Below are 25,104 nucleotides of genomic sequence, written 5' to 3'. Positions count from 1 at the left end.
GCTTGACCTCTCAGGCTCGTCGGGCGTAGCGCGTCACTGCAGTCGGTCGAGGGTGTCGCTGATCCGCCGCAGGCACTCGATGAGGACCGACATCTGCGCGGCGTCCAGGTCGGCGAGCACCTCGCCCTCGGCGGCGACGAGATTCCGCATCGCCTCGTCGACCCGCTTCGTGCCCCGCGGGGTGAGCGAGACGATCTTGCTGCGTGAGTCGGCGGCGTTCTGCTCGCGGACCACGAGCCCGCGGGCCCCGAGGCGGTCGACGCGGCTGGCGAGGTTGCCGCTGGACAGCGCGAGGTGCGTGGCCAGGGCCGAGGGCGTCATCCCGCCCTCCCCGCGCTGCCGCAGCAGCGAGAGGAGCTCGAACTCCCACGGGGCGAGATCGCTGACGGCGAAGGACTGCCGCCGCACCTCCTGCACGCGCGGGCTGAGCCGGCGGAGGCGGGAGACGACGTCCAGAGGCGCGAGATCGAGGTCGGGCAGGGCCCCGGCCCACGCGTCGATCACCAGATCGACATCGTCGTCTTCGCGCATGCCCCGATTATCCCCGGACGGCGCGGGCGCCGACGACGGGTGGTCCGGGGAGGCCGGCGGGCCTAGCCTGTGCGGACGACGGGCGGACCGGTCAGGCGCGGGCGGCCCGGACGTAGGCGACGATCGCGTTGGCGTGGCCGTGGCCCAGGCCGTGCTCGGTCTTCAGCCAGGTGACGACCTGCATGTGCGGCTCGGAGCGCAGACGCTCGTCGGCGAGGTCCAGCCAGTCCTGGACGGGACGGTCGTAGGTCTTCTCGATGCTCGGGAAGTACGAGGCCGGTCCCTTCGGCTTCGCACCGTCGGCGGGCCGTTCGGGAGCGAGCACGCGGTCGGTCATGCGGTCACGATAGCGAGCCGCGGTCAGGTCGTGTAGGCGGAGGGGTCGAACCGGCCGAGCTCCTCGCGGAAGGCGAAGGCGAAGTCGGGCCAGAGCAGGGTGAGTCGCCGGTTGTCGTCCAGGTACCAGCTCTCGCAGCCGCCGTTGGTCCAGACGGTGTCGGCGCTGAGGGCGTCGAGCCGTGCGACGGAGGCGGCCTCGGCCTCGGCGGTGACCTCGAGCCGGTCGGCGCCGGAGACCGCGAGGTGGTCGAGCGCGGCGAGCACGTAGGCGATCTGCGTCTCGATCATGTGCACCGCGGAGTTGTGGCCGAGGCTCGCGTTGGGGCCGTTGACGACGAAGAGGCTCGGGAAGCCGTGGACCGCGGTCGACTCGTACGCGACCATGCCGTCGGCCCAGCGGTCGGCGAGGAGGACGCCGCCGCGGCCGCGGATGCGCCGGGCGAAGGGCGGCCGCGTGGAGTGGAAGCCGGTCGCGAAGACGAGCACGTCGACCCCGTGCGGGACGCCGTCGTCGCCGAGCGCGGCCCCCTCCGTGAGGCGCCGGAGCGGACCGGGGACGACGCGGACGTGCGGCTGCGCGAGAGCGGGGTAGTAGTCGTCCGAGAGGAGCACGCGCTTGCAGCCGATCTCGTAGTCCGGAGTCAGCACGGCGCGGAGCGCGGGATCGATGATCTGCGCCTCGAGGTGGCCGAGCGCCTCCGCCCGCAGCCGGTCGATGGCCTCGGGCACGGCGACGCGGCCGGCGAAGCCGAGCTCGGCGCGCCAGAACAGCTCCTCGCGGAGCCTCGCGAGGGCCCCGGGCGCGCGGGAGAGGGTTCGGCGCTCCTCCGGCGGGTACGGGCGGTTCCGGCGGGGGACGACGTACGGGGCCGAGCGCTGGAAGAGCACCACCTCGGCGGCGCGCTCGGCGAGGTGCGGCACGATCTGCACGGCGGAGGCTCCCGAGCCGACGATGCCGACGCGCTTCCCGTCGAGGTCGACGTCGTCCCGCCAGCGTGCGGAGTGGAAGGCGGGACCCGCGAACGAATCCAGGCCCGGGACGGCCGGGAGGCGGGGCTCGGAGAGGCGCCCCGCGCAGACGAGGAGGACCGCGGCGGAGTAGTCGCCCCGGGAGGTGCGCACCCGCCAGCGGTGCGCCTCCTCGTCGAAGACCGCCTCGAGCACCTCGGTCCCCAGCCGGAGCCGGGGCGCCAGGCCCTCCTTCTCGACGACGCGCTCGAGGTAGGACTGGATCTCGGCCCCGGGGGCGTAGAACGCCGACCAGTCGGCCTCGGGGGCGAAGGAGTAGGAGTAGAGGTGCGAGGGGATGTCGCAGGAGACTCCGGGGTAGACGTTGTCCCGCCAGGTCCCGCCGATCCGCTCGGCGCGCTCCAGCACGACGAACGAGGTCCCGCCGCGGCGCTCCAGGCGGACCGCGGCTCCGAGCCCGGCGAACCCGGCGCCGATCACGACGACGTCGACGTCCATCAGACCGTCGTCCTCGCCAGGACGCTGCCCGCCGGGTCGCGGTGCGGATCGGCGAGGAAGTGCTTGAGGACGGCGAGGAGCTCGGCGGGCCGCTCGGCGAGCACCGCGTGACCGGCGTCGAGGACGGCGTAGCGGGCGTCGTCGATCGCGCCGAGCAGGGCCTCGGCGCCCTCGACTCCGGCGACAGCGTCGGCGGAGCAGCCGACCACGAGGGTCGGAACCCGGCAGTCCGAGGCGGCCGCAGCGACGTCGGCCCGGGCGGAGGCGGCGAGCATCCTGGCGACGTCGGCGCCCCACGGGGAGGAGGCGGTGGCCGAGCGGACGGCGAGGAGCCGAGCGGCCTCCTCCTGCGCGTCGGGCGGGAGCATCGGCCAGAGGCGCGCCGCGCGGAGGAGGCGCTCCGTCGGCCGCAGCCATCCGGCCACGAGGGCGAGGGCGCGCACCCGCCGATCGCCCGCGGCGAGGGCCACGGCGGCTCCGAGCGAGTGGCCGATCAGGACGGCCTCGTCGGCGCCGAGCGCGTCCAGGGAGGCGCGGACCGCGGCGGGTCCGTCGAGCCAGGGGTCGCCGAGATCGGCGAGCTCGAGCGCGGCGACGCGGTGGCGCCGCGCCAGCATCGGCAGCAGCAGCCCGGTGTCGCTCCGCGCGCCCCGGCCGACGCCGGTCAGCAGCAGGACCGCGCGCGGGCTCTCGGCGCCCGCGGTCAGCAGCCGCACGGTGGCGCTGCCCGACTCGATCCGCTCCTCCCGGACCAGATCGGCCTGGCGCCGCAGGTACTCGGAGCGGGTCATGACGCCCGGCGGGTCCCGCGGACCGGGAGGCGCATCCGCTGCGGACCCGCCGCTGCGACGGGCTCCGCCCGCAGCGCCCTCTCCGGCGCGATCACGCCGTACGTCGTGGTGCGCTGGCGCCAGCCGCGGCCGATCTCGCCGCTCAGCCGGGCGACGGTCGCGATGTCGAGCGAGCGGTAGGCCTCCGCTCCGGCCTCGGGCCGCAGGGCGCCGTCGAGCAGCAGACCGCCGAGGTCGTCCGCCCCGCCGCGGAGGAGGACCTGCGCCGCGTGCAGTCCGAGCTTGGTCCAGGCGGTCTGCACGTGGGCGATCCGGCCGTGGAGGACGAGCCGTGCGACGGCGTGCACGGCGCGGGTCTCGCGGAGGGTCGGCCCGCCCCGGCTCGCGCGCACCACGGCCGGAGGCGCCTCCGCCGGGACGAAGGGCATCGCGATGAACTCGGTGAAGCCGCCGGTCTCGTCCTGGATCGCCGCGAGCGTGCGCAGGTGCGCGAGCTGCTGCTCGGGGGTCTCGACGTGTCCGTAGACCATGGTCGAGGTGGAGCGGAGGCCGCTGCGGTGCGCGGCCGTGATCGCCTCGCGCCACTCGGCCACGGTCGGGTCCGTCCCTTCGCTCAGGACGGCGCGGACGTCGTCGTCGAGGATGCGGGCGGCGGTCCCCGGGACGGAGTCCACGCCGGCCTCGCGCAGAGCGTCGAGCATCGCGGGCAGGGTTCGGCCCGTGCGCCGGGCGACCTCGAGGATCTCGCCGGGCCGGTAGGCGTGCAGGTGCAGCGAGGGCTGCCGCTCCTTCAGCGTGCGGACGATCAGCAGCAGATCGTCGCCCGGGTGCTCCGGTCCGATCGCGCCCTGGAGGCAGAGCTCGGTGGCGCCGAGCGCGACCGCCTCGTCGGCGAGCTCCTCCAGCCGCTCGACGGTCAGCCCGCCGTCTCCCCAGAGGGAGGTGTCGATGTTGCGGTTGACGACGACCGAGACCTCGTCGCCGGCGGCGTCGTGCCGCAGGTCGTCCGCCAGAGCGGAGAGGGCGTCGAGGTCGTCGCCGTCGGCTGCGAGCAGGGCGAGGTAGTCGGCGTCCTCGAGACCGGCGGGGTCCGTCTCCGCCCGGGCGAGCACGGCGCCGAGGGCGGGCGCGACCGGTCGGGGCATGGCGTCGAGCGAGTCGCGGTAGGGCCGGGGGAGGACCGCTGCCGCCTCGTCGGCGAGCCAGGTCCCGCGGTCGGCGAGCGCCTCGACGTAGGGAGCGACCCGCGGATCGATCCAGGTGGCCGAGTCGCGGAGGTACTGCGGGTGGGCGGTCAGCCGCTCGTGCAGCCGGTAGCCGGCCGCCGCGGTGAGCCGCGCGAGGTCGTCGATGTTCGGCCAGGGGCGCTCCGGATTCACGTGATCCGCCGTGAGCGGGCTGACACCGCCCCAGTCGTCGACCCCGGCGCGCAGCAGCAGCCCGAGCTCCTGCTCGTCGGTGAGGTTCGGCGGCGCCTGGATCGTCGCCTCGGCGCCCAGCACGAGGCGCGCGACCGCGACGTTGGCCACGTACTCCTGCAGCTCGAGGTCGACCTCGTTCTGCATGGCCGTCCGCGGCTTCGCGCGGAAGTTCTGGACGATGCACTCCTGCACATGGCCCCACCGCTCGTGGGACTCGCGGATCGCGAAGAGGGCGTCCGCCCGCTCCGCCGCGTTCTCGCCGATGCCCAGCAGCACGCCGGTGGTGAAGGGGATGCGGCTGCGTCCCGCGTCCTCGAGCACGCGCAGGCGCAGCGCCGGGTCCTTGTCCGGGGAGCCGTAGTGCACGCCGCCCTTCTCGGACCAGAGGCGCTCGGCGGTCGTCTCGAGCATCATGCCCATCGAGGGCGCGACCGGGCGGAGCCGCTGCAGCTCGGCCCACGACATCACGCCGGGGTTCAGGTGCGTGACCATGCCCGTCTCGCTCATCACCAGGACGGCCATCGCGCGCACGTACTCGAGCGTCGAGGCGTAGCCGTGCTCGGCAAGCCAGGCGCGGGCGATCGGCCACCGGTCCTCCGGGCGGTCGCCGAGCGTGAACAGGGCCTCCTTGCAGCCGAGCGCGGCACCGGCGCGGGCGACCTCGAGGATCTCCTCCGGCTCCATGAAGGTCGACTCGCGCTTGGCCGCGAGCCCGCCCGGTGTCTCCACGAAGACGCAGTAGTGGCACCGGTCGCGGCAGAGCTTGGTCAGCGGGACGAAGACCTTCCGCGAGTAGGTGACGACGCCGGGCCGTCCGCGGCGGGCGAGTCCGTCGTCGCGCAGGCGGCCGGCGGCCTCCAGCACCAGGTCGAGGTCGTCGCCGCGCGCGCCGAGGAGCTCCTCGGCGGTCTCGCGCGTCAGCGCCTCGCCGCGGTCGAGCCGGGCGAGCAGGGTGGCCGTGGTCATGCGGGAGCGGCCCTTCCGAAGGGGGTCGTGGCGGAGGCGGGAGGTCAGAGCGCGCGCAGCCGCGGCGCGAGGTCGCGCTCGAAGGCGTCGAAGAAGCGCTGCTGGTCGTCGCCCGGGGCGTGGAAGACCAGGTGGGTGAAGCCCGCGTCGACGTAGGGCTTGATCTGCGCGACCGTCTCCTCGGGGTCGGAGCCGACGATCCAGCGCTTCGCGACCTGCTCGATCGGCAGCTCGTCGGCGGCGCGCTCCATGTCGACCGGATCGGTCAGCGAGTGCTTCTGCTCCGGCGACAGCGAGAGCGGCGCCCAGAAGCGCGTGTTCTCGAGCGCGAGCGCCGGATCGGGATCGTAGGAGAGCTTGATCTCGATCATGCGGTCGATGGTCGAGGAGTCGCGATCGGCCGCCGCGGCGCCCGCCTCGACGGCGGGGAGCAGCTTCTCGGTGTAGAGCTCCATGCCCTTGCCCGACGTGCAGATGAAGCCGTCGCCCGCCCGGCCGGCGTACTTGGCGACGACGGGGCCGCCCGCCGCGATGTAGACCGGCACGCCGCTCTCGGGCTTGTCGTAGATCGACGCCTCGTGCGTGGAGTAGTACTCGCCGTCGAAGGTGACGCGGTCGCCCGCCCACAGCGCGCGCATCAGCCGCACGGCCTCGCGCAGGCGGGCGAAGCGCTCCTTGAAGTCGGGCCAGGTCTGCTCGCCCGCGCCCTGATAGCCGGTGGCGACCTCGTTCAGCGCCTCGCCGGTGCCGACGCCGAGCATGATCCGCTCGGGGTAGAGCACGCCGAGCGTGCCGAACGCCTGGGCGATGACGGCGGGGTTGTAGCGGTAGTGCGGGGTCATGACGGAGGTGCCGAGGGTGATGGTGGAGGTGCGCTCACCGGCCGCGGCGAGCCAGGCGAGGGAGAACGGCGCGTGCCCGCCCGTGTGCCGCCACGGCTGGAAGTGGTCCGAGACGACCGCGGTCTCGAAGCCGTGCCGCTCGGCGCCGACCGCGAGCTCGACGAGCTCCCGGGCGCCGAACTGCTCCGCCGATGCCTTGTACCCGAGCGTGATCGTCATCTGCAGCCTTCGTGAGAGGTGGGACGGCTCCCGGAGCGGGAGCGGCCCCTCCATTCTGCGCCTGCCGCGGCGCCCGGCGGGACGGGTGGACGCACCCGGGGGAGGCGTGCCCCGATCCCGCGCTGGGGAGGAGCGTCAGGCCGGCGGAGCGGCGATGTTCACCATCCAGCCGACGCCGTAGCGGTCGACCAGCATCCCGAAGCGGTCGCCCCAGGGCGAGGCGACCAGCGGCTCGACGACCGTGCCGCCCTCGGCCAGGCCGTCCCAGTAGCCGCTCAGCTCGGCGTCGTCGTCGCCGAAGAGCGCGATCGTGATGCGGGCGCCGCTCTCGGCCGGGCTCGAGGAGGGGGAGTCGGAGCCCATCAGGATCATCCCGCTCGGCGTGACGAGCTGGGCGTGCATGATCCGGTCCTGGTCGGCCGGATCCGCGCTCATCCCGAAGTCGCCGAAGCGGCTGGAGCTGAGCTCGCCGCCGAGGACGTCCCGGTAGAACTCCATCGCCTCCTGCGCGGAGCCGTCGAAGCCGATGTAGGGGCTCAGTGAAGTGGGCACGGCACGCCTTTCCGTCGAGGTGCGCCCAGTATCTCCGCGTCCCGACGCGAGCACCAGGGGCGTCCTGCAGAAGGTCCGCCCCCGGTCCTCAGAGCTCGTCGCGGGTGGGCGGGTTCGCGCCGGAGCGGGAGGTCGTGATGCCGGCGACGTGCGCGGCGTGGCGGCCGATCGCGTGCAGGGCGGGGCCGTCGAGCAGCATCCCGTTCGCGGCGCCGAGGCCCTGGCGGAACGCCTCGTCGAGGATCGCGCCCATCGCGGAGTCGCCGGCGCCGATCGTGTCCGCCACCACGATCCGGGCGGCGGGCACGGTCACCCGCGTGACGGCCGAGGCCAGCAGAAGTCCCTCCGCGCCGCGGGTGACGACCGCGAGCTGCGACCCGAGGGAGAGCAGCCGGCTGAGGACCTCGTCGAGCTGCATCGTCGGGTAGAGCCACTCCGCGTCCTCGTCGCTGAGCTTCACGACCTCGCACGCGGCGGCGATCCGCTCGAAGCGCGCGAGCGCCTCGGCGTGCGCGCCGACCAGAGCCGGGCGGATGTTCGCGTCGACGCTCGCCGTCACTCCGGCGGGCAGAGCCTCGAGGAGCTCGAGCACGGCGGATCCGCCCGGCTCGAGGAAGATCGCGATGGAACCGGTGTGGACGTGGGAGGCGCCCTCCGGGTCCGCCGCCGGCGGGTTCCAGGAGAGGTCGAAGACGTAGCGGGCCGACCCGTCCGCGGCGAGGACCGCCCGAGCGGTGCTGGTGCGCTCCGAGTCGCCGTGCCGGACCTCCACTCCGGAGGCCTCGAGGTGGGCGCTGATGCGGCGGCCGCGCTCGTCGTCGGCGATGTCGGTGACGAGGGTCGCGGGTCGCCCGAGTCGGGCGAGCGTGAGGGCGACGTTGGCCGGGGAGCCGCCGACGTGCTCCGTGGCGCTGCCGTCGCGCTCGACGATGTCGATCAGCGCCTCGCCGATGACCAGGGTGCGGGAAGCCGGGCTGACGCGCTCGTCGGTGGAGGACATGCCGACATCATGCCGGGTGACGGGGTCGCCCCGCGACGCGCGGGGCCGACCGGCGCGAGCGGCTCGCGTCCCGACCGCGGTCTCAGCCCCGGGCGCGCAGGTCCGCCAGCACCGCGTCCACGGTCGTGATCTCGATCAGCGGCGCGTACAGGGACATGGCGTCGAGCGCGCGCTGGTGGTCGGCCTCGGAGGCGCCCGCGCAGGCGTCCGCGGCGACCCTGACCCGCACTCCGGCGTCCGCGGCCGCCAGCGCCGTCGAGAGCACGCAGCAGTCGGTCGAGACGCCGGTGAGCACGAGCTCGCGGGAGTCGTCGAGCTCGGCCTCGAGCTCGGGCCCCCACTTGCCGAAGGTCGTGGCGGTGATCGTGCGGTGGCCCTCGAACCCGGCCGCGAGCTCGTAGAGCCGGTCGCTCTCGGGGACGAGCGCGAACGGCCACTCGCGGTAGTAGGGGATCCACGCGCCGGCGGGCCGCTCCGGGGCGACGAAGCGGGTGGTCACGACCCGCTCGCCGAACGCCGGGAGGAGCCGGCGGGTCCCCTCGGCCGCGCGCTCGAATCCGCCGGATCCCCACGGCGACTCGGCGTCGGCGAAGACGTGCTGCAGGTCGATCGCGACGAGCAGGCTCACGCCGAGGCCTCCTGGCGGCGGACGGCCCCGCGCGAGAGGGCGAGCGTTCCCGCGAAGCCGATCACGAGCGCCACGAGGACGCCGAGGTTGGCGCCGGCCCAGTCGCCGTCGCGGCCGCCGAGCGGGCCGAGGAGGTAGCCCTCCCACTCGAACCCGGGGGAGTAGTTGACCACCAGGCCCCAGCCGACGACGGCGCCGATCAGCACGAGGGCCACGGGGACCGCCGAGACGCTGCCGTAGCGGCCGCGGGAGTCGTACAGAGCCTCCTGGTCGTAGTCGCGCCGACGGAGGAGGAGGTCCGCGAGGAAGACGCCGAGCCAGGCCGCGATCGGCACGCCGAGGGTGATCAGGAAGCCCTGGAACGGGCCGAGGAAGTCGCCCGCGACGAACACGACGTAGACCGCTCCGAGGACCATCAGCACGCCGTCGATCCCGGCGGCCACCGGCCGCGAGACCTTGAGCCCCGTGCTGAGCAGCGCCAGGCCCGAGGAGTAGATGTCCATCACGGCCCCGCCGATCAGGCCGAGCAGCGCGACGACGATGAAGGGGAGCAGGAACCAGGTCGGCAGGATCCCGGCGAGCGCTCCGATCGGGTCCGCGGCGATCGCGTCCGAGAGCTCCTGCGAGGAGCCGGCCAGCAGCAGGCCGACCACCACCAGCACGACGGGCGCGACCGCTCCGCCGATCGTCGTCCACGCGATCACTCCGCTCGTGCGGGCACCGCGGGGGAGGTAGCGGGAGTAGTCGGCCGCGGCGTTCACCCAGCCCAGCCCGAAGCCGGTCATCATGAACACGAGCCCGCCGATGACCGCGGCGGCCGAGCCCGCGGGCAGGGCGCCGACGGCGGCGAGGTCGATCCGGTCGAGGACGAGCACGACGTAGACCACGGTCAGCACGGCGGTCGCGACGGTGATCGCGAGCTGGAGCCGCATGATCAGGCGGAAACCCGCGATCCCGGCGATCACGATGAGCGCGGCGACCACGATCAGCGCGACCACCTTGGTGAGCACGCCCCCGTCCCAGCCGAACTCCTCGAACACCGTCGCCGTCGCGAGCACCGCGAGTGAGGCCAGCACCGTCTCCCAGCCCACCGTGAGCAGCCAGGAGATCACCGAGACGAGGCGGTTGCCGTCGACCCCGAAGGCCGCCCGGCTGAGCACCATCGTGGGGGCGGAGCCGCGCTTGCCGGCGACGGCGACCAGACCGCAGAAGAGGAACGAGACGACGATCCCGATCACGCTGACGAGCGTCGCCTGCCCGAAGGAGAGGCCGAAGCCGAGGAGGAAGGAGCCGTAGCTCAGCCCGAGCACGGACACGTTCGCGGCGAACCACGGCCAGAACAGGTCGCGAGGGCGGCCGTGCCGCTCCGACTCCTGGATCGTGTCGAGGCCGTTGAGCTCGATGCCGCTCGCGGGGCGGGTGCTCGGACGATCGGGGGAGGTCATCGCGTCCTCGTTCTCACGGGTGCCGGCCCTGCGCCGGAGCTGTGACGAACCTACAGCGCCCCGCGCTCGAACAGCAGCCGGAGCGATTCGAGGTCGTCCGCGACCCGCGCGCAGTCCTCGTCCCAGTCGTCGAGGCTCATCCCGGGGCGCCGCCGCACGGTGAAGGCCACCTCGGCGCCGTCCCCGTTCACGAGCACCCGGAGCGGATTGTCCACCACCGTCCCGTCGGGGAGCGTGACCTCGTGGTCCGCGACGCCGAACGGGTTCTGCGGGGCGAAGCGCACCTCGACCCGGCCCATCGGCGAGTCGGCGAACCAGCGTCCGTCGACCTCTTCGAGCGCGGCGGAGGCGAGGCCCGCGGCCCACCGCGGAAGGTTCGCCGGGTCGGAGACGAAGGCGTACACCTCCGCGGCCGGAGCCTCGATCACGACGCCCACGGGGCGCGATTCGTACAGGGTCATCCGCTCGTCCTTCCTCTGCAGCCGGTCAGTGCTCGTCGCCGAAGCTGGCGACCAGCAGCGCGGCGAGCGCCGTCCGCTCCAGCATGCCCTCGATGCCGATCGCCTCGCTGCGCGCGTGCGCACCCTCGCCCGGGGCGCCGAGCCCGTCGAGGACCGGCAGGCCCAGCGCGGCGACGAGGTTGCCGTCGCTCGCCCCGCCGACCGCGATCTCGCGGAGGGGGACGTCGATCCGCTTCGCGACCCGCTCGGCCCTGCGGTAGAGCGCGGCGACGGAGGCGGTCCGCTCGAAGACGGGCCGCTCCCAGGAGCCGCGCACCTCCAGCCGGATGCGCGGGTCGGCGGCGGTGAGCGCGTCGAGCTCGGCCTCGACGCGGGCGGCCTCGGCGGATCCGCGGATCCGCGCCTCCAGCTCCAGGCGCACGCGGGCCGTCGTCACGTTGACCCGCGAGCCGCCGGAGACCACTCCGATGTTGACCGAGGTGCCCTCCTCCTCCCGCGCGATCGCCAGCACCCGCGGGATCAGCGAGCCGAGCTCGTGGATCGCGCTCGCCCCCTTCTCCGGCTCGACCCCGGCGTGCGCCTCGACCCCGACCACGTCGATCACGAAGCGCCCGATGCCCTTGCGCGCCGTCTTGACCGCGTCGCCGATCGCGCCCTCGAACACCAGGACCGCGTCGGCGCCCGCGCACTGCCGCTCCAGGAACGGGCGGGAGGCGGCGCTGCCGATCTCCTCGTCCCCGCTCATCACCAGGCGGACGGCCGGATGCGGGACGCCGGCGTGGCGGAGCGCGGCCACCAGCCACACCATCTGCACCAGCCCGGCCTTCATGTCGTAGCTGCCCGGGCCGCTCAGGCGGTCGCCGTCGACGGCGAAGGGCCAGGAGCGGGTCGTGCCCAGGGGCCACACCGTGTCGTAGTGGCCGAGCAGCGCCACGAACGGACGCGTGCCCCGGTGCGGTCTCGCGCCGCCGCTCGCCGGGACGGTCCAGCTGGTCGCGGTCGGCGCGTCCTGCGCACGCTCGTGCTGCACGTCGGCGTCGTGCCCGAGCCGTTCTCCCACCCAGTGCACCAGGAAGGCGTGCAGCTCGCCGAGCGCCTCGAGGGAGTCGCTGGGGCTCTCGATCATCACGAGGTGCCGGACGTCGTCGAGCATCCGCGAGCGGTTGTCGCGGAGGAAGGAGCGCACGCGGGCGGCGTCGTCGGCATCGGGGAAGGTCATCGACTCCGGAGTACCAGAGTGCGGCCGCTCGCGCGAACCGGCTGAACCGTTCGGGCCCCCGTTACGTTGGTGCAGGAAGAGGTGGAGATGTCCGAGGATCAGGCCCAGATGCTGCGTGCGCTGCACGACGAGCACGCCAGCGCGCTCTGGCGGTTCGTGCTGCGCCTGACCGGCGACCGCCAGATGGCGGAGGACGTCGTGCAGGAGGCGCTGCTGCGCGCCTGGAAGCACCCCGAGATCCTCGCCCAGGGCGAGGCCGCCGCCCGCTCCTGGCTCTACACCGTGGCCCGGAACCTCGTCATCGACGACCGCCGCAGCGCCCGCTACGCCCGGGAGCTGGGCACGGACGAGGTCCCCGAGCGCCCGACCGCCGACCGCACCGACCAGGTGCTCGACGCCTGGCTGCTCTCGGACGCGCTCAGCGGACTGAGCCACGACCACCGCGCCGTCATCGTGCACGCCTACTACGGCGGCCGCACGGTCACCGAGATCGCCGCGCTGCTGGGGATCGCCCCGGGCACCGTCAAGTCTCGGATGCACTACGGGATGCGGGCCCTCAAGCTCGCACTGCAGGAGCGGGGGGTGACGGAGCTGTGAGCCGCGACCCCTCCTCCGACGACCGGCACGACGACCCCTTCCGCGACTGGGACGCCGCGTACCTCCTCGGATCCCTGACCGCTGCCGACCGCCGCGAGTACGAGCTGCACCTGCGCGCCTGCCCCGGCTGCCGCGAGTCCCTCGCCGAGTTCGTCCCGCTGCCGGGCCTGCTGGCCCACCTGCCCCAGGACGAGGCGATGCGCCTGGTCGAGGAGCCGGAGGCGGCCGGCGATCCGGCTCCGGCGGCACTGCTGACCCGCCTCGCCGCGGCCACCGACTCCGTCCGCCGCCGCACGCGGCTGCGCATCGCGGGCCTGGTGCTCGCCGCCGCGGGCGTCTCGGCCGCCGCCGCCGTCGCCCTGCCGCTCGCGATCGGCCCGACCCTCGCCCCCGTCGAGACCGTCGGCTCGACCGTCTCGCTCGCCGCGGCTCCGGGCGTCCCCGTCGAGGCCTCCGTGCGGTTCGTGCCGCAGCAGTGGGGCACGCGGATCGACATGGACTGCAGCTGGGCCGACACGGCCGAGCAGTACGCGGGCTCGGCCGGCTACGTCCTCTACGTCACGGACACCTCGGGCGGCACCGAGGCCGTCGGATCGTGGACGAGCGCGCCGGGGACGACGATGGAGCCCAGCCTCGCCACCGGGCTCCCGCTGTCCGAGATCGCCTCGGTCGAGGTGCGGCTGCAGGGATCGGACACCGTCGTGCTCACCGGCCGCCCCTGAGCGGGCCGCCGGATTCCCAGGTGCGCGCTCGGCGGACTGAGTAGCTTCTCAGTCATGACGATCGCGACCCTCGCCCTCGCCCCCGCCTCCGTGGCGACCGCCTCCTCCTCCGACAGCATCGACGAGCTCTCCGGACTCGTCGGCGTCGCCGCGCGGGTGATCGCCGCGCTCGGAGAGGCGGGCGTCGGCCTGCTGACGCTGATCGAGACGGTGTTCCCGCCGATCCCGAGCGAGCTCGTGCTGCCGCTGGCCGGCTTCCTCGCCCAGCAGGGCCGGATGAACCTGGTGCTGGTCGTGATCACGGCGACCCTCGGCGCCTACCTCGGCGGCCTGATCCTCTACGCGCTCGGCCACCGCATCGGCACGGAGCGCTCGATCCGCCTGCTCTCCAAGCTCCCGCTGGTCGACCGCGAGGACTTCGAGAAGGCGGTCGGCTGGTTCCGCCGGCACGGCACCTGGGCGGTCCTCTTCGGTCGCCTCATCCCGGGCGTGCGCAGCCTCATCTCGCTCCCCGCGGGGGCCGAGCGGATGAACCTGCTGCTGTTCTCGGGACTGACGATCCTCGGCTCCGGCGTCTGGAACGGCCTGCTGATCGGCCTCGGCGCGGCCCTCGGCACGCAGTACGAGCTCGTCGACCAGTACGCGGGCGTGCTCGACGCGATCATCTACAGCGCGTTCGGCGTGCTGCTGCTCGCGCTCGTTGTGCGCCGCGTGCGGCGGCACCGTGCCGCGGCGCGCACCGGATCGCGGCACTGACCTGCGTCCTCGGGCGGGCGGGCGCAAGGCCCCGCGCCACCCCGCCCCGGTGCCCTAACGTTCGAGGGGTCCGCACTCCCCGACGCGAAGGAACGCCATGTCCGAGACCGCCGCGCCCACGATGTCCCGCACCTCCGTCGAGCGCTGGTGGATCATCGCCGTCTCGCTGATCGCGATCGTGCTCGGCGTCATCGCCGTCCTGATCCCCGGTCCGACGCTGCTGACCGTCGCCATCGTCTTCGGCATCCACCTGATCGCCGCGGGCGTCTTCCGCCTGCTGCTGGCCTTCACCGCCTCGCGGCTCGATGCCCGGGTGCGCTGGCTCGCGGGCCTGCTCGGCGCCCTGATCCTGGTCGCGGGCATCCTGTGCCTGTCGAACCCGTTCGAGTCGCTGAGCGTCCTGGGCCTCGTGATCGGCGCGGGCTGGATCCTCGACGGCGTCTCGAGCATCACCAGCGGCCGCACCGTCGCCGGCCCCGCGTGGCTGCCGATCGCGGCAGGGATCGCCTCGGTCATCGCGGGCGTCCTGACGATCATCATGCCCGTGCTGGCGCTGGCCTCCTTCGTCACGGTCGCGGCCATCCTGCTGATCGTCGTGGGCGTCTCGGGCCTGCTCCTGCTCCCGGGCCGCACGAAGCGCCCCGAGAGCGCCGAGGCGTAGACCGCGCGGATGGCCGATCCCGATCTCGTCCCCGAGCTGCTCGTCGCCGACCTCGACCGGAGCCTGGGATTCTGGTGCGGTCCCTGCGGGTTCCGGATCCACTACGCCCGGCCCGAGGAGGGCTTCGCGTACCTGGTCCTCGGCTCCGCGCACGTGATGCTCGAAGAGGCGGGGCGGGGCCGCAACTGGATCGCGGCACCGCTGGAGCGCCCGCTCGGCCGGGGGATGAACCTGCAGCTGCACGTCGACGACGCCGACCGGACGGCAGCGGCGCTCGCCGAGGCCGGGACGCCGCTGTTCTCGCCGCTCGAGACCCGCTGGTACCGGGTCGGAGCGGAGGAGGCGGGCGTCCGTCAGCTGGTGGTCGCCGATCCCGACGGGTACCTGCTGCGGTTCCAGTCGTCGCTCGGACGCCGACCGGCCCGAGCGGACGTCCCCGTCGCTCCCTGACCGGCCGACTGCGCCACCATCCGCTCGGCTCAGGACGTCATGCCAGCGAGTGACGACCGTGACACCGCGCGGCTGGTTCCCTCGGAGACATGACGCAGCACCCCGCCACCGCGACCCTCCCGCAGGTCCCGGCCGCCGCCCTCTCCGAGCCCGCGAGCGAGCAGGCCGCCTCGGCGGAGCACGAGCCCCTCGTCCGTCCGGCGGACCTGGTGTCGGCGCTCACGGGCGTCGCGCTCTGCTTCTTCTCCCTCTCCGTCTACGCCATCGCGCACTGGCAGTACTTCGGCACGGACGTCGACGAGGTGAGCGTCCTCGGCTGGCTCGCGCCGCTGATCGCCGGCGTCGCCTGCCTGCTGTCGGCCGTCGTGTCCGTCGGGGTCCGCGCCTCCGGGCGCCGCGCCGAGCGGACCGCGGCATGATCCCCGTCCTCGCCGGGCCCGGCCTCGAGGCCGCGGAGCAGCTCCTCGTCCGCGCCGGATGCCTCCGCCCCGAGCACCCGTGGGCGGCCGGTGCCGCCACGGAGGCCGCGCCGCGGATCGACTTCGCCGTCCTCGCCGAGCAGGCGTGCCTCCTCGACCTCTCGGAGGAGGCGGTCGCCCGCATCGCCGTGTCGCTCGCCACCGGCCGTCCCGTCGATCTGCGGAGCGCCTTCGGGCATCTCGCGCGCGACCACGCTCAGCTCGTCATGACCGCGGTCGCCGCTGCCGCCGGGCACGATCGCGTGAGCAGCCGGATCCGCGTGGTCGGCGACGAGCGCCGGGTCGAGACGGCGCCGCCCCTGGCCGTCTGGCCCTCCTGAGCCCCCCGCCCGCCCCGATCGGGCGGGCGCGCTCGCCGATCCGACCCTGGGCTCCGCGTTCCTCCGATGCTCCGGCCCGGTGAGCCGTACGGAGGTGCCGTGCCGCCGACCCGCGTCGCTACGGCCTTTCGGAGGTGCCCGGTTTAGGGTGTCCGTGTGCAACGAGTCGACGATTTCCCAGGAGCCGGACCGGTGGCGACCTCACCCGAATCCGGTGACCAGGGGGAGGCGTCCGCGCATCGGCTCTCCCCGACGGCGACCTCTCCCGTGCAGGTGACGAGCGGCGAGGCCGGCTACCAGGGCGGCAACGTGGCCGATCCGGTGTGGCAGTCGTGGCGCGACGAGCTCGCCAAGGTCGGCGGTCCGTCGCCCCTGCTCCACTTCGTGGACTCGCCCCGGACGCGCATCGAGCTCTCGACCACGCACCCCGGCGGGCTGCCCCCGTTCATCTCGGGCAAGACGACGCTCCTCTCCTCGCTCATCCGCGACGAGCTCGCCCTGCGCACCGCGAAGAACGCCGCGGGTGCGATCACCGACAAGGGGATCGAGCTGCGCTCGGTCCGCGGCATCGAGGGCGTCCACCTCGCCATCGGCCTCGCCCAGTGGCGCGCCGGCGACACGGAGTTCACCGCACCCGTGCTCCTGCGCCCGCTCGCCATCCGCCGCTACGGCCGCGACTTCGAGCTCAAGCTCAAGGGCCAGCCCTACTTCAACCCGCAGCTCGCGCGTGCCCTCAAGCAGCAGTTCGGCATCACGATCGACCCCGAGCAGTTCGTCGAGCTGGCCGTGCAGAACGGCGTCTTCAAGCCGCAGCCGGTCATCGACCAGCTGCGCGGCCTGACCTCGCACCTGCCGTGGTTCGCCGTGCACCCGCGCCTCGTGGTCTCGAGCTTCGCCGACGTGGCGGGCGACATGCTCCGCGACGCCCGGATGCTCGAGCACCCCGTCCTCGACGCCGTCGCCGGGAACCCGGCCGCCAAGCGGGCGCTGCAGCAGTCGCAGAAGGTGGCGTCGATCATCCCGCAGGACGAGCGTCCTCCGGCGACCGACAACCTCCTCCTCGACGCGGACGCCGAGCAGGAGCAGGTGATCGCGAACATCGCGGCCGGCAACTCGCTCGTCGTGAAGACCCTCCCCGGCACGGGCGGCACCCAGACCATCGTCAACGCGATCGGCGCCCTGGCCGCCCAGCACAAGCGCGTGCTGGTCGTCAGCGCCCGCCGGTCGAGCCTCGACAGCATCCACCAGCGCCTGCTCTCGGCGGGCCTGGGCGGCATCGCGGTCGGGCCCCGCACGCTCCGCCGCGACCTCATCCAGTCGATCGGCCGCAACGAGAAGGCCGCGCGCCCCTCCATCAGCGAGATCGACGACGCCCTGCTCCGGCTGCGGAAGGTGCTGCTCGACTACCGCGGCGCGCTCTCCCGGCGCGACGAGAGCTTCGGCGTCTCGGCGCTGCAGGCCCTCGAGGAGCTCGCCCGCCTCTCGCAGCTGCGGACGCCCCCGTCGACCGCCGCCCGCCTCGACCGCCGCTCCGTCACCGCTCTCGCGCACAGCCGCCCCGAGGCGACCCGGATGCTGATCGAGTCGGCGCGCCTGGGCGAGTTCCGCTACGGCCCGGGCGACTCGCCCTGGTACGGGGCCCAGTTCGACTCCACCGCCGACGCCGAGGTCGCCCACGAGCTGGCCAAGCGACTGCACCTGCGCGACCTGCCGCGCCTGCTCGACCGCGCCCAGGACGTCATCGGCCAGACGCGGATGCGCCCGTTCGAGTCGGTCGCCGAGCTCGGCATCTACCTGCGCCTGCTGCAGGACGTCCGCGAGACGCTGGACAAGTTCCAGCCGGCCGTCTTCGACCGCTCGATCCAGGACCTCATCGTCGCCACCTCGCCGCGCCGCGAGGCCGCCGAGATGTCGTCCACCAACCGCCGGCGCCTGAAGAAGCTCGCCCGCGAGTACCTGCGTCCCGGCGCGCACGTCACCGACCTCAACGCGGCGCTCCGCCGGGTGCAGCAGCAGCGGACGCTGTGGCAGCGCTACGCGGTCGCCGGCACGATCCCCGAGGTCCCGGTCGGCGTCGCCGACGTGCAGGTGGCCTACCAGCAGGTGACCGACCAGCTGAGCCGTCTCGACGAGCCGCTCGGCCGCCGCGGGACGAACCTGCAGCTCGCCTCGCTCCCTCTCGCCGAGCTGGCCTCGATGGTGTCCGGCCTCGCCGAGGACAGCGAGGTGCTGGCCAACCTCCAGGAGCGGACGACCCTCCTCGCCACCCTGCGCGACTGGGGCCTGGACCCGCTACTCACCGACCTCTCGCGCCGCCACGTGCCGGCCGAGCTGGTCGCGGGCGAGCTGGACCTGGCCTGGTGGCGCTCGGCGCTCGAGATCATGCTGACCGACGAGCGTGCGCTGCTCGGCGGCAACACGAGCGTGCTCGACCGGCTCGAGGCCGACTTCAAGCTCGTCGACGAGGCGCACGCCGCCTCGAGCGCCGAGCTGCTGGCCTGGAAGCTCTCCGAGACCTGGAAGATCGGGCTCGTCGACTGGCCGCAGGAGCGCGACGCGCTGCGCGCGCTGCTGCGCACCGAGGCGGCGACGACCCCTCAGGAGCTGCAGAAGGCCGCTCCGCACCTCTCGCGCGTGCTCGCTCCGGCCTGGCTCGCCTCGCCGTACGAGGTGCACCGCATCGGCACCGAGACGACCTTCGACGCGGTGTTCCTCGTCGATGCCGGGGCGACCACGCTGGCCGAGAACGTCGGAGCGATCCGCCGGGCCAAGCAGGTCGTCGCGTTCGGCGACCCGGTCACGCAGACCCCCACTCCCTTCGGCCTGCGCGTCGACGAGACGCCGGAGTTCGGCTCCACCGCCTCGCGGACCGACGTGGAAGCGCTGCACGCCCAGTCGGCGCTCGCCCGCCTCGGCGAGCTGCTCAACACCGTCACGCTCACCCGCAGCTACCGCGCGGGCGGCGAGGACCTGGCCGAGCTGGTCAACCGCCGCTTCTACGGCGGCCGCATCGACTCGCTGCCCTGGGCCGGCTCGTTCCTCGGACACGACTCGCTCCGCTTCCACTACATCGCGAGCGGGCACGGCATGCCCGAGAACGACTCCGGAGCCGTCGAGTCCGTCGACGCCGAGGTCGCGAAGGTGGTCGAGCTGGTGCTCGAGCACGCGGTGATCCGTCCGCGCGAGTCGCTGATGGTCATCACCGCGAGTCCTCGCCACGCCGTGCGGGTGCAGCAGGCGGTGCTGACGGCCTTCGCCAAGCGCACCGATCTGAGCGACTTCATCCTCGGCGACCGTCCCGAGCCCTTCGCCGTCGTGACGCTGGAGCAGTCGGTCGCGCAGAGCCGCGACCGCGTCATCTTCTCGATCGGCTACGGCCGGACGCCCCACGGCCGCCTGCTGTCGAACTTCGGCGCTCTCGCGGAGCCGGGCGGAGAGCGCCTGCTGGCGGTCGGGATGACCCGTGCCCGCCGCTCGATGGACATCGTCTCGTGCTTCCGCCCGGGCGACATCGACGAGTCGCGCATGCGCTACGGCATGGTCGCGCTCGCGCAGGTGCTGCAGGAGGCGGAGGACCGCGTCCAGCCGAGCGACCGCGACGACTACTCGGAGCCGATGCTGGTGGATCTCGCCGCGCGCCTCGAGCGCCGCGGACTCCGGGTCAACATCGGGCACAAGGGCAAGCTGGCCCTCGTCGCCGCGCACGGGACCCGTGCCGTGGTGGTCGAGACCGACCGCGACGTGAGCACGCAGAGCCTGCGCGTGTCGCTGCGCCTGCGTCCGGAGCTACTGCGCCGGCTGGGCTGGCACTACCTGCGGGTGCACAACTTCGAGCTGTTCGCCGACCCCGAGGCCGTGGCCGCGCGGGTGGCCGGGCTGATCGGTGCGACCGCGGGGGAGGAGCAGACCGCTGCTCCCGCCGCCGGCGAGGCTGCTGCTCCCACCGCTGCTGCTCCCGCCGCTCCTGCTGCCGCCGCCGCTCCGGCGTCGGGGGAGACGCAGCCCGTCGAGCCGCTGCCGCGCGACTGATCGTGGCGCAGGATCCCGGCGCCCCCGCGGGTGCCGACCGCCCGTTGCGGCGCACCCGCGGCGGCCGGCGGGCGACGCTCCCCGCGAAGCCCGGCACCGATCCGTCCCCGCACGATGCTCCGGTCGCCGACCCCTCCGCGCCGCCCGCGCGCCCCGACACCGGCCCGAACGACGCGCGCCTGCGCCAGGACGTCCCCCCGCACTACTGATTCCACCCGCGCGGCTGGCGGTCCGCGAGTCGACGCCGGTCCCGGACCTCACCCCGGCACGCCCCTGCTCGACGGGCGACCACATCACGCGGACGTCTGGCGACCGCTCACGTCGGGCCCGTCGACGGTGGCCGACCGCTTCCCGTCCGATGCCCGCTGACGACCGCTTCCGTCCGGTGCGCGCTGACCGTCCGCTTCGGCCCGGCGCCCGCTGGCGACCGCGCACGCCCAGCGCCCGCTGACCGACTGCACCCGTCCGGTGCCCGTTGACCGACCGCTTCCCGCCCGGTGCCCGCCGGTATCGAGGAGCGCGTGGAGACAGGGCCGATCAGCCCCCGTCGGAGACGCCGAAGGTCCCGTTCGGCGACCTCCCGAAGGTGCAGGTGCCGTCCGAAACGCGTGCCGACGTTTCGGACGCACCGTTCGCACAACGCTCTGCGAAGCGTTCCCCCATCGGGAAGCCGACCGCGGTCCTCTTCCGCCTCCGGCGGAAGGAGACAGAGCGACTCAGTCGACGTGCTTGCCGGAGTTCGCGGTGGTGGCGGTGCCGTTGTTGGCGAGCAGGTCGCGGATGTCGGCGAGGAGCTCGAGCTCGGTGGGGGCCTTGTCCTCCGCGGCGGGGGCGTCGGCGGCCTTCTTGGCGAAGGCAGCGTTCTTGAGGTGGTTGATCGGCAGGACGAACGCGAAGTAGAGGACGAAGGCGACGATCACGAACTGGATCAGGGCCGAGACGACCGAGCCGTAGGCGATGACGGTCGGGTCCTCGCCGTTCTCTCCCGGTCGGATGGGCCAGACCAGGGCCTCGAGGGAGGAGGCGTCGAAGATCACGCCGATGAGCGGGTTGAAGATCCCCGTCACGATCGCGTTGACGATGGTCGTGAAGGCGGCGCCGATGACCACGGCGACAGCCAGGTCGATGACGTTGCCGCGGAGGATGAACTCTTTGAAGCCGTTGATCATGATGGTTCCGTTTCTGCCGTGAGCGGTGGGTGGCGGGTCAGCTCCCGGAGGAGGAACCCGAGGAGGAGGACCCGGAGGAGCCCGAGGACGACGAGGAGAAGGACGATCCGGAGCCCGAGGACCCCGAGCCGGACGAGGAGCCGCCCGAGCCCGATGAACCCGAGGATCCGGAGGAGGAGCCGCCCGATCCCGAGGAGCCCGACGACGAGTCGGATGAGCCGGAGCCGGATGCGCCCGAGCCGGACGAGCCGGCACCCGAGGAGGAGGAGCCGCCCTCGCTCGACTTCCCGCCGGAGCGGGAGTCGGTGCGGTAGAAGCCCGAGCCGTTGAAGGTCACGCCGACCGCGCTGAACACCTTGCGCAGCGCCCCCTGGCAGCTCGGGCACTCGGTGAGCGTGTCGTCGGTGAACTTCTGCTGGATGTCGAAGGCGTTGCCGCACTGCGTGCAGCGGTAGGAGTAGGTGGGCACAGGGGGCTCCTCGGAGGCGGGTGGGGGAGAAGGAGGACGGGGTCAGTGGCGCAGGTCGACGATGCCGGAGGGAGTGACGACTCCGTCGACGGCCTGGTCGTGGACCTCGCTGGGCACCCGGTCGACGAGCTCGCTGTCGAAGACGACGGCGTAGACCGGCGGGCACTTCTCCATCGAGCCGAGGGTCTTGTCGAAGTAGCCGCGCCCCCAGCCCATCCGCATCCCCTGCCGGTCGACGGTGGCGGCCGGGACGACGATGAGGTCGACGTCGTTGATCGCGATGGGGCCGAGCAGCTGCCCGACGGGCTCGGGCATGCCGAACAGGCCCTGGGTCTCGGTGTGGCCGTCGCCGACCGCCCAGTCGAGCAGGCCGTCCTGGCGCGAGACGGGGAAGAGGACGCGGATGCCGTGGCTCTCGGCCCAGCCCAGGAACGGCCGGGTGCTCGGCTCGTCCGGAGCGGAGAGGTAGCACGCGAGGGAGCGGGCCCCCACGCGGGTGGCGAGCTCGATCAGGTGGGCGGTGATCTGCTCCGCGGCCTGGTCGCGAGCGGTCGAGGTCTGCGTGCGGCGGCGCTCGCGCAGCTCGGCGCGCAGCGCCCGCTTCTCGTGCGTGATGTCGGCTGGCATGCGCTCAGTCTAGAACCGGGCCCCGCGCCGGCCTCCGCGCGGACGACCCTGAGGGACGCTCGTCCCGGACCGCCCCGGAACGGGGTCCGGCGCCTTCCGTCGCCGGTCCTGGCGCGAAACTCCCGCGACTTCCCCCGCCGCTAGGATGGCGCCCCATGGGCACTCGAATCCGCAAAGCAGTCATCCCCGCCGCAGGTCTCGGCACCCGCTTCCTGCCGGCGACGAAGGCCATCCCCAAGGAGATGCTGCCGGTCGTCGACAAGCCGGCGATCCAGTACGTGGTCGAGGAGGCTGCGGACGCCGGCCTCCAGGACGTGCTCGTGATCATCGGGCGCAACAAGAACGCGCTCGCCAACCACTTCGACTCGGTGCCCGAGCTCGAGCAGAACCTGTCCCAGAAGAAGGACGACAAGAAGCTCGAGCACGTCAAGTACGCCAGCGACCTCGCCGACGTGCACTTCGTCCGTCAGGGCGAGCCGAAGGGCCTCGGCCACGCGGTCTCCCGCGCGCAGCGCCACGTCGGCGACGAGCCCTTCGCCGTGCTCCTCGGCGACGACCTGATCGACGCCCGCGACCCGCTGCTCTCCCGCATGATCGACGTCGCCGAGCAGCGCGACACCACGGTGGTCGCGCTGCTCGAGGTCGACCCCGACCAGATCCACCTCTACGGCTGCGCGGCGGTCGAGGCGACCGACGAGGACGACGTGGTGCGGATCACCGGGCTGGTCGAGAAGCCCTCCAAGGAGGACGCCCCCTCGAACCTCGCGATCATCGGCCGCTACGTGCTGAAGCCCGACGTGTTCGGCGTGCTCGAGCACACCGCTCCGGGCAAGGGCGGCGAGATCCAGCTGACCGACGCGCTGGAGCGCATGGCGCAGGACCCGGCCGAGTTCGGCGGCGTCTACGGCGTCGTGTTCCGCGGCCGCCGCTACGACACCGGCGACAAGCTCGACTACATCAAGGCCATCGTGCAGCTCGCCTCCGACCGCGACGACCTCGGCAAGGACCTCAAGCCCTGGCTGAAGGACTTCGTCGCCGGCCTCTGAGCCCCGGCGAGCGCTCCTCCGGAACGGACGGGACCCCCTGCTGCGGCACGGGATCCCGTCCGTTCGTCCGTTCCCCGAGAGCACGGAACGCCGCGGAGTCCAGTCCCCCTCCCGCAGTGCGGCGGAGCAGTAGGGTCGCATCATGCCGCTCCCGATCCCGACGCTCACCGAGGGTCGTGTCACCGTCCGCCCCATCCGCGTGCGCGACGCCCGCCCTCTCGAGCGGGAGCTGATCGCGAACCGGTCGTGGCTGCGCCAGTGGGAGGCGTCCGACCCCCGGGGAGGCGCCGCGTTCGACGTGCGCGCCAGCATCCGCTCGCTGCAGCAGAACGCGCGGGCCGGCGGGGGAGTGCCGTTCCTCATCGACTGGGACGGCGAGCTCGCCGGGCAGCTCAACATCTCGAACATCGGGTACGGCTCGCTCTCCTCCGGGTCGATCGGCTACTGGGTGTCCGAGCGCTACGCCGGGCGGGGGATCACTCCGATCGCCGTGGCACTCGCTGCCGACCACGCCTTCCTCGACCTGGGCCTGCACCGGATCGAGATCTGCATCCGCCCGGAGAACCGGCCGAGCCTGCGCGTGGTCGAGAAGCTCGGCTTCCGCTACGAGGGCCTGCGGCGGCGCTTCATCCACATCAACGGCGACTGGCGGGACCACTTCTGCTTCGCCCTCGTGGCGGAGGAGGTGCCCCGCGGCGTGCTCCGCCGCTACCTCGACGGGCAGGTCCCGTCGGAGGTCGGCCTGCCGACCGACGCGGACCTCCGCGCCTCGCGCCGCTCGGGTCTCTCCGGACCCTCCGACGGCGCCGGTGTCCCTCCGACGGGGCCCCGGCTGATCCGCGATCCGCACGGACACACCTACCCGTAATGACGGACGGGAGTGCCCGGTGCTCCTAGCGTTGTCCGCATGAGTAGCGACTGGCTGGGCGGGGGCGTCGTCTGGGCGCTCGCCGCCGTTCTGTGGGTCGCCTATTTGATCCCCACGTGGATGCGCAGGCGGTCGTACAACGCGACCGAGCGCAACGCGGTGAGGCTGCAGCAGACGCTGCGGATCCTCGCCGAGACCGCGGAAGTGCCCGAGCACGTGCGTGCGGAGGCGACGGCCCGCGAGGTGGCGCTGCAGCAGCGCCGGCTCCGGGTGACCGAGACACGACGACGAGCCGAAGAGAAGGCACAGGCGATGGAGCTGGCACAGGCGGAGAAGGCGGCGCGCGACGCGCTGCGACGGGCGACCGCGAGCGCACGGCGGAGCACGCGGTCAGGGCCCTCGGTCCTGCGCTGGCGCCAGGGCGCCGCGCTGGCCGTGCTGGTCGGGGCGGTCGCCGCGCTGGTCGGGCTCGTGATGCTGCCCTTCGGCGGCACGGGTGCGGTGCCGCTCGTCGGCCTGCTCCTCGCCGTCGCGGGGCTCGGCACGCTGATCCTGCTGGCTCCGGGTCGCCGCCGCGCCGCCGCTCCGGCCGCGACAGCGACGACGGCCGCCGCGACCGAGCGCCGGCGCGCCGAGGTCTTCGAGGCCGAGCTCGCCGAGGAGGCGGCGGACGACGCCTCCGAGGAGCTCGCCGAGGACCGTGCGAGCTGGACGCCGCAGCCGCTCCCCAAGCCGCTCTACCTCTCCCGGGGCACGGTGGCCGCCTCCGCGATGGCGTCGATCGACGCCGTGGAGCGCCTGCGCACCGCCGCGGCGGAGGCGGAGCTCGCCCAGCGCGCCGCCGCGACCGCTCCCGAGGTGGCGCCGCTGCGCGTCCCGCGTGCCGCCGCTCCCGCTCCCGAGGCGCCGCGTCCCTCCTCCCGCTTCGCCGCGATGGGCGTCGTGGACGGCGTCGACGCGATCGACCTCGACCAGGCGCTGCAGCGCCGCCGCGGGGCCTGACCCGAGTGCGAGGCGCCTGCTCGTCCGT

Annotated in this window: 27 protein-coding genes; 12 read left to right on the top strand and 15 right to left on the bottom strand. The window is 73.6% G+C overall.

Translation table 11 applies throughout. The features are described from left to right. Positions 1–33 precede the first annotated feature (33 nt). From C5C50_RS06140 to C5C50_RS06085, 12 genes are all read right to left on the bottom strand, one after another. The gene (locus tag C5C50_RS06140) at positions 34–531 is read right to left on the bottom strand and encodes a MarR family winged helix-turn-helix transcriptional regulator (RefSeq protein WP_104261110.1); all 498 of its coding nucleotides are present in this window, start codon (positions 529–531) and stop codon (positions 34–36) included. Between the two features lie 91 nt (positions 532–622). After that, a complete protein-coding gene (locus C5C50_RS06135; protein ID WP_104273105.1) occupies positions 623–868 on the bottom strand; it encodes a DUF4287 domain-containing protein in 246 nt (81 codons plus the stop codon). Between the two features lie 23 nt (positions 869–891). Next, on the bottom strand, positions 892–2,337 hold the full coding sequence (locus C5C50_RS06130) for an NAD(P)/FAD-dependent oxidoreductase (RefSeq protein ID WP_104273104.1): 1,446 nt from the start codon (positions 2,335–2,337) through the stop codon (positions 892–894). Further along, a complete protein-coding gene (locus tag C5C50_RS06125) occupies positions 2,337–3,128 on the bottom strand; it encodes an alpha/beta fold hydrolase (RefSeq protein WP_104273103.1) in 792 nt (263 codons plus the stop codon). The genes C5C50_RS06130 and C5C50_RS06125 overlap by 1 nt, the downstream gene beginning before the upstream one ends. Beyond that, positions 3,125–5,515 carry a 7,8-didemethyl-8-hydroxy-5-deazariboflavin synthase CofG gene (gene cofG, locus C5C50_RS06120; RefSeq protein ID WP_104273102.1) on the bottom strand — a complete coding sequence of 797 codons (2,391 nt, stop codon included), beginning with the start codon at positions 5,513–5,515 and terminating at the stop codon, positions 3,125–3,127. Before cofG ends, C5C50_RS06125 begins: the two co-directional genes overlap by 4 nt. A gap of 44 nt (positions 5,516–5,559) precedes the next feature. Continuing rightward, positions 5,560–6,576 carry a glucose-6-phosphate dehydrogenase (coenzyme-F420) gene (gene fgd / locus C5C50_RS06115; protein WP_181074566.1) on the bottom strand — a complete coding sequence of 339 codons (1,017 nt, stop codon included), beginning with the start codon at positions 6,574–6,576 and terminating at the stop codon, positions 5,560–5,562. A gap of 135 nt (positions 6,577–6,711) precedes the next feature. Further along, positions 6,712–7,128, bottom strand: coding sequence for a VOC family protein (locus tag C5C50_RS06110; RefSeq protein WP_104246718.1), 417 nt, complete (start codon positions 7,126–7,128; stop codon positions 6,712–6,714). An 88-nt stretch (positions 7,129–7,216) separates the two neighbouring features. Further along, the gene (locus tag C5C50_RS06105; protein WP_104232867.1) at positions 7,217–8,128 is read right to left on the bottom strand and encodes a carbohydrate kinase; all 912 of its coding nucleotides are present in this window, start codon (positions 8,126–8,128) and stop codon (positions 7,217–7,219) included. An 82-nt stretch (positions 8,129–8,210) separates the two neighbouring features. Beyond that, a complete protein-coding gene (locus C5C50_RS06100; protein ID WP_104273101.1) occupies positions 8,211–8,756 on the bottom strand; it encodes a cysteine hydrolase family protein in 546 nt (181 codons plus the stop codon). Beyond that, the gene (locus C5C50_RS06095; RefSeq protein WP_104249451.1) at positions 8,753–10,201 is read right to left on the bottom strand and encodes a cytosine permease; all 1,449 of its coding nucleotides are present in this window, start codon (positions 10,199–10,201) and stop codon (positions 8,753–8,755) included. Before C5C50_RS06095 ends, C5C50_RS06100 begins: the two co-directional genes overlap by 4 nt. A gap of 50 nt (positions 10,202–10,251) precedes the next feature. After that, positions 10,252–10,662 (bottom strand): SRPBCC family protein, encoded by a 411-nt coding sequence (locus tag C5C50_RS06090; protein ID WP_104246714.1) that lies wholly within the window; start codon positions 10,660–10,662, stop codon positions 10,252–10,254. Between the two features lie 25 nt (positions 10,663–10,687). After that, entirely contained in the window at positions 10,688–11,881 is a 1,194-nt protein-coding gene (locus C5C50_RS06085; RefSeq protein WP_104273100.1) for a M20/M25/M40 family metallo-hydrolase, read from the bottom strand. Positions 11,882–11,968: 87 nt separating this feature from the next. Here C5C50_RS06085 and C5C50_RS06080 point away from each other — a divergent pair, with 87 nt between their 5' ends. The 9 genes from C5C50_RS06080 (at position 11,969) to C5C50_RS06040 (ending at position 20,104) form a co-directional block, all read left to right on the top strand. Beyond that, positions 11,969–12,478: a sigma-70 family RNA polymerase sigma factor gene (locus tag C5C50_RS06080; protein ID WP_104225070.1), complete on the top strand. Its 510-nt coding sequence runs from the start codon at positions 11,969–11,971 to the stop codon at positions 12,476–12,478. Further along, on the top strand, positions 12,475–13,200 hold the full coding sequence (locus C5C50_RS06075) for an anti-sigma factor (RefSeq protein WP_104273099.1): 726 nt from the start codon (positions 12,475–12,477) through the stop codon (positions 13,198–13,200). The genes C5C50_RS06080 and C5C50_RS06075 overlap by 4 nt, the downstream gene beginning before the upstream one ends. Before the next feature lie 54 nt (positions 13,201–13,254). Continuing rightward, entirely contained in the window at positions 13,255–13,956 is a 702-nt protein-coding gene (locus C5C50_RS06070; protein WP_104225072.1) for a DedA family protein, read from the top strand. A 97-nt stretch (positions 13,957–14,053) separates the two neighbouring features. Next, entirely contained in the window at positions 14,054–14,617 is a 564-nt protein-coding gene (locus tag C5C50_RS06065) for an HdeD family acid-resistance protein (RefSeq protein WP_104225073.1), read from the top strand. Between the two features lie 9 nt (positions 14,618–14,626). Then, positions 14,627–15,067, top strand: coding sequence for a VOC family protein (locus tag C5C50_RS06060; RefSeq protein ID WP_104225074.1), 441 nt, complete (start codon positions 14,627–14,629; stop codon positions 15,065–15,067). A gap of 89 nt (positions 15,068–15,156) precedes the next feature. Next, entirely contained in the window at positions 15,157–15,486 is a 330-nt protein-coding gene (locus C5C50_RS06055) for a hypothetical protein (protein WP_104273098.1), read from the top strand. After that, complete coding sequence (locus C5C50_RS06050; RefSeq protein WP_104238332.1) at positions 15,483–15,866, top strand: hypothetical protein; 384 nt, start codon at positions 15,483–15,485, stop codon at positions 15,864–15,866. Before C5C50_RS06055 ends, C5C50_RS06050 begins: the two co-directional genes overlap by 4 nt. 192 nt (positions 15,867–16,058) lie before the next feature. After that, positions 16,059–19,895: a DEAD/DEAH box helicase gene (locus C5C50_RS06045; RefSeq protein ID WP_374954494.1), complete on the top strand. Its 3,837-nt coding sequence runs from the start codon at positions 16,059–16,061 to the stop codon at positions 19,893–19,895. A 2-nt stretch (positions 19,896–19,897) separates the two neighbouring features. After that, on the top strand, positions 19,898–20,104 hold the full coding sequence (locus C5C50_RS06040; RefSeq protein WP_104273097.1) for a hypothetical protein: 207 nt from the start codon (positions 19,898–19,900) through the stop codon (positions 20,102–20,104). A 507-nt stretch (positions 20,105–20,611) separates the two neighbouring features. On the opposite strand, the gene mscL is transcribed toward C5C50_RS06040, so the two are convergent. Genes mscL through C5C50_RS06025 form a run of 3 tightly spaced genes read right to left on the bottom strand, consistent with a single transcriptional unit; the run spans position 20,612 to position 22,160 of the window. Next, positions 20,612–21,064 (bottom strand): large conductance mechanosensitive channel protein MscL, encoded by a 453-nt coding sequence (mscL, locus tag C5C50_RS06035; protein ID WP_181027096.1) that lies wholly within the window; start codon positions 21,062–21,064, stop codon positions 20,612–20,614. 37 nt (positions 21,065–21,101) lie between these two features. Next, on the bottom strand, positions 21,102–21,533 hold the full coding sequence (locus tag C5C50_RS06030; RefSeq protein WP_104273096.1) for an FmdB family zinc ribbon protein: 432 nt from the start codon (positions 21,531–21,533) through the stop codon (positions 21,102–21,104). A 42-nt stretch (positions 21,534–21,575) separates the two neighbouring features. Continuing rightward, entirely contained in the window at positions 21,576–22,160 is a 585-nt protein-coding gene (locus C5C50_RS06025; RefSeq protein ID WP_104223219.1) for a 5-formyltetrahydrofolate cyclo-ligase, read from the bottom strand. Positions 22,161–22,315: 155 nt separating this feature from the next. On the opposite strand from C5C50_RS06025, the gene galU reads away from it, so the two are divergent. The 3 genes from galU to C5C50_RS06010 all read left to right on the top strand — a co-directional run bounded on the left by galU (position 22,316) and on the right by C5C50_RS06010 (position 25,076). Next, positions 22,316–23,206, top strand: coding sequence for a UTP--glucose-1-phosphate uridylyltransferase GalU (gene galU, locus C5C50_RS06020; protein ID WP_104223218.1), 891 nt, complete (start codon positions 22,316–22,318; stop codon positions 23,204–23,206). 142 nt (positions 23,207–23,348) lie between these two features. Continuing rightward, on the top strand, positions 23,349–24,074 hold the full coding sequence (locus C5C50_RS06015) for a GNAT family N-acetyltransferase (RefSeq protein WP_104273095.1): 726 nt from the start codon (positions 23,349–23,351) through the stop codon (positions 24,072–24,074). A gap of 39 nt (positions 24,075–24,113) precedes the next feature. Beyond that, complete coding sequence (locus C5C50_RS06010; RefSeq protein ID WP_104223216.1) at positions 24,114–25,076, top strand: hypothetical protein; 963 nt, start codon at positions 24,114–24,116, stop codon at positions 25,074–25,076. Positions 25,077–25,104 lie beyond the last annotated feature (28 nt).

This window comes from Rathayibacter sp. AY1D9 (assembly GCF_002932395.1).
In the GTDB taxonomy this organism is placed as follows: domain Bacteria; phylum Actinomycetota; class Actinomycetes; order Actinomycetales; family Microbacteriaceae; genus Rathayibacter.
This window is presented reverse-complemented; position numbering and strand designations above follow the sequence as displayed.

Bases quoted from the DNA above. Each gene is read 5' to 3' on its own strand.
- C5C50_RS06140 (WP_104261110.1), bottom strand. From the start codon at position 531: ATGCGCGAAGACGACGATGTCGATCTGGTGATCGACGCGTGGGCCGGG.
- C5C50_RS06135 (WP_104273105.1), bottom strand. From the start codon at position 868: ATGACCGACCGCGTGCTCGCTCCCGAACGGCCCGCCGACGGTGCGAAG.
- C5C50_RS06130 (WP_104273104.1), bottom strand. From the start codon at position 2,337: ATGGACGTCGACGTCGTCGTGATCGGCGCCGGGTTCGCCGGGCTCGGA.
- C5C50_RS06125 (WP_104273103.1), bottom strand. From the start codon at position 3,128: ATGACCCGCTCCGAGTACCTGCGGCGCCAGGCCGATCTGGTCCGGGAG.
- cofG (WP_104273102.1), bottom strand. From the start codon at position 5,515: ATGACCACGGCCACCCTGCTCGCCCGGCTCGACCGCGGCGAGGCGCTG.
- fgd (WP_181074566.1), bottom strand. From the start codon at position 6,576: ATGACGATCACGCTCGGGTACAAGGCATCGGCGGAGCAGTTCGGCGCC.
- C5C50_RS06105 (WP_104232867.1), bottom strand. From the start codon at position 8,128: ATGTCCTCCACCGACGAGCGCGTCAGCCCGGCTTCCCGCACCCTGGTC.
- C5C50_RS06095 (WP_104249451.1), bottom strand. From the start codon at position 10,201: ATGACCTCCCCCGATCGTCCGAGCACCCGCCCCGCGAGCGGCATCGAG.
- C5C50_RS06090 (WP_104246714.1), bottom strand. From the start codon at position 10,662: ATGACCCTGTACGAATCGCGCCCCGTGGGCGTCGTGATCGAGGCTCCG.
- C5C50_RS06085 (WP_104273100.1), bottom strand. From the start codon at position 11,881: ATGACCTTCCCCGATGCCGACGACGCCGCCCGCGTGCGCTCCTTCCTC.
- C5C50_RS06080 (WP_104225070.1), top strand. From the start codon at position 11,969: ATGTCCGAGGATCAGGCCCAGATGCTGCGTGCGCTGCACGACGAGCAC.
- C5C50_RS06070 (WP_104225072.1), top strand. From the start codon at position 13,255: ATGACGATCGCGACCCTCGCCCTCGCCCCCGCCTCCGTGGCGACCGCC.
- C5C50_RS06065 (WP_104225073.1), top strand. From the start codon at position 14,054: ATGTCCGAGACCGCCGCGCCCACGATGTCCCGCACCTCCGTCGAGCGC.
- C5C50_RS06060 (WP_104225074.1), top strand. From the start codon at position 14,627: ATGGCCGATCCCGATCTCGTCCCCGAGCTGCTCGTCGCCGACCTCGAC.
- C5C50_RS06055 (WP_104273098.1), top strand. From the start codon at position 15,157: ATGACGCAGCACCCCGCCACCGCGACCCTCCCGCAGGTCCCGGCCGCC.
- C5C50_RS06050 (WP_104238332.1), top strand. From the start codon at position 15,483: ATGATCCCCGTCCTCGCCGGGCCCGGCCTCGAGGCCGCGGAGCAGCTC.
- mscL (WP_181027096.1), bottom strand. From the start codon at position 21,064: ATGATCAACGGCTTCAAAGAGTTCATCCTCCGCGGCAACGTCATCGAC.
- C5C50_RS06025 (WP_104223219.1), bottom strand. From the start codon at position 22,160: ATGCCAGCCGACATCACGCACGAGAAGCGGGCGCTGCGCGCCGAGCTG.
- galU (WP_104223218.1), top strand. From the start codon at position 22,316: ATGGGCACTCGAATCCGCAAAGCAGTCATCCCCGCCGCAGGTCTCGGC.
- C5C50_RS06015 (WP_104273095.1), top strand. From the start codon at position 23,349: ATGCCGCTCCCGATCCCGACGCTCACCGAGGGTCGTGTCACCGTCCGC.
- C5C50_RS06010 (WP_104223216.1), top strand. From the start codon at position 24,114: ATGAGTAGCGACTGGCTGGGCGGGGGCGTCGTCTGGGCGCTCGCCGCC.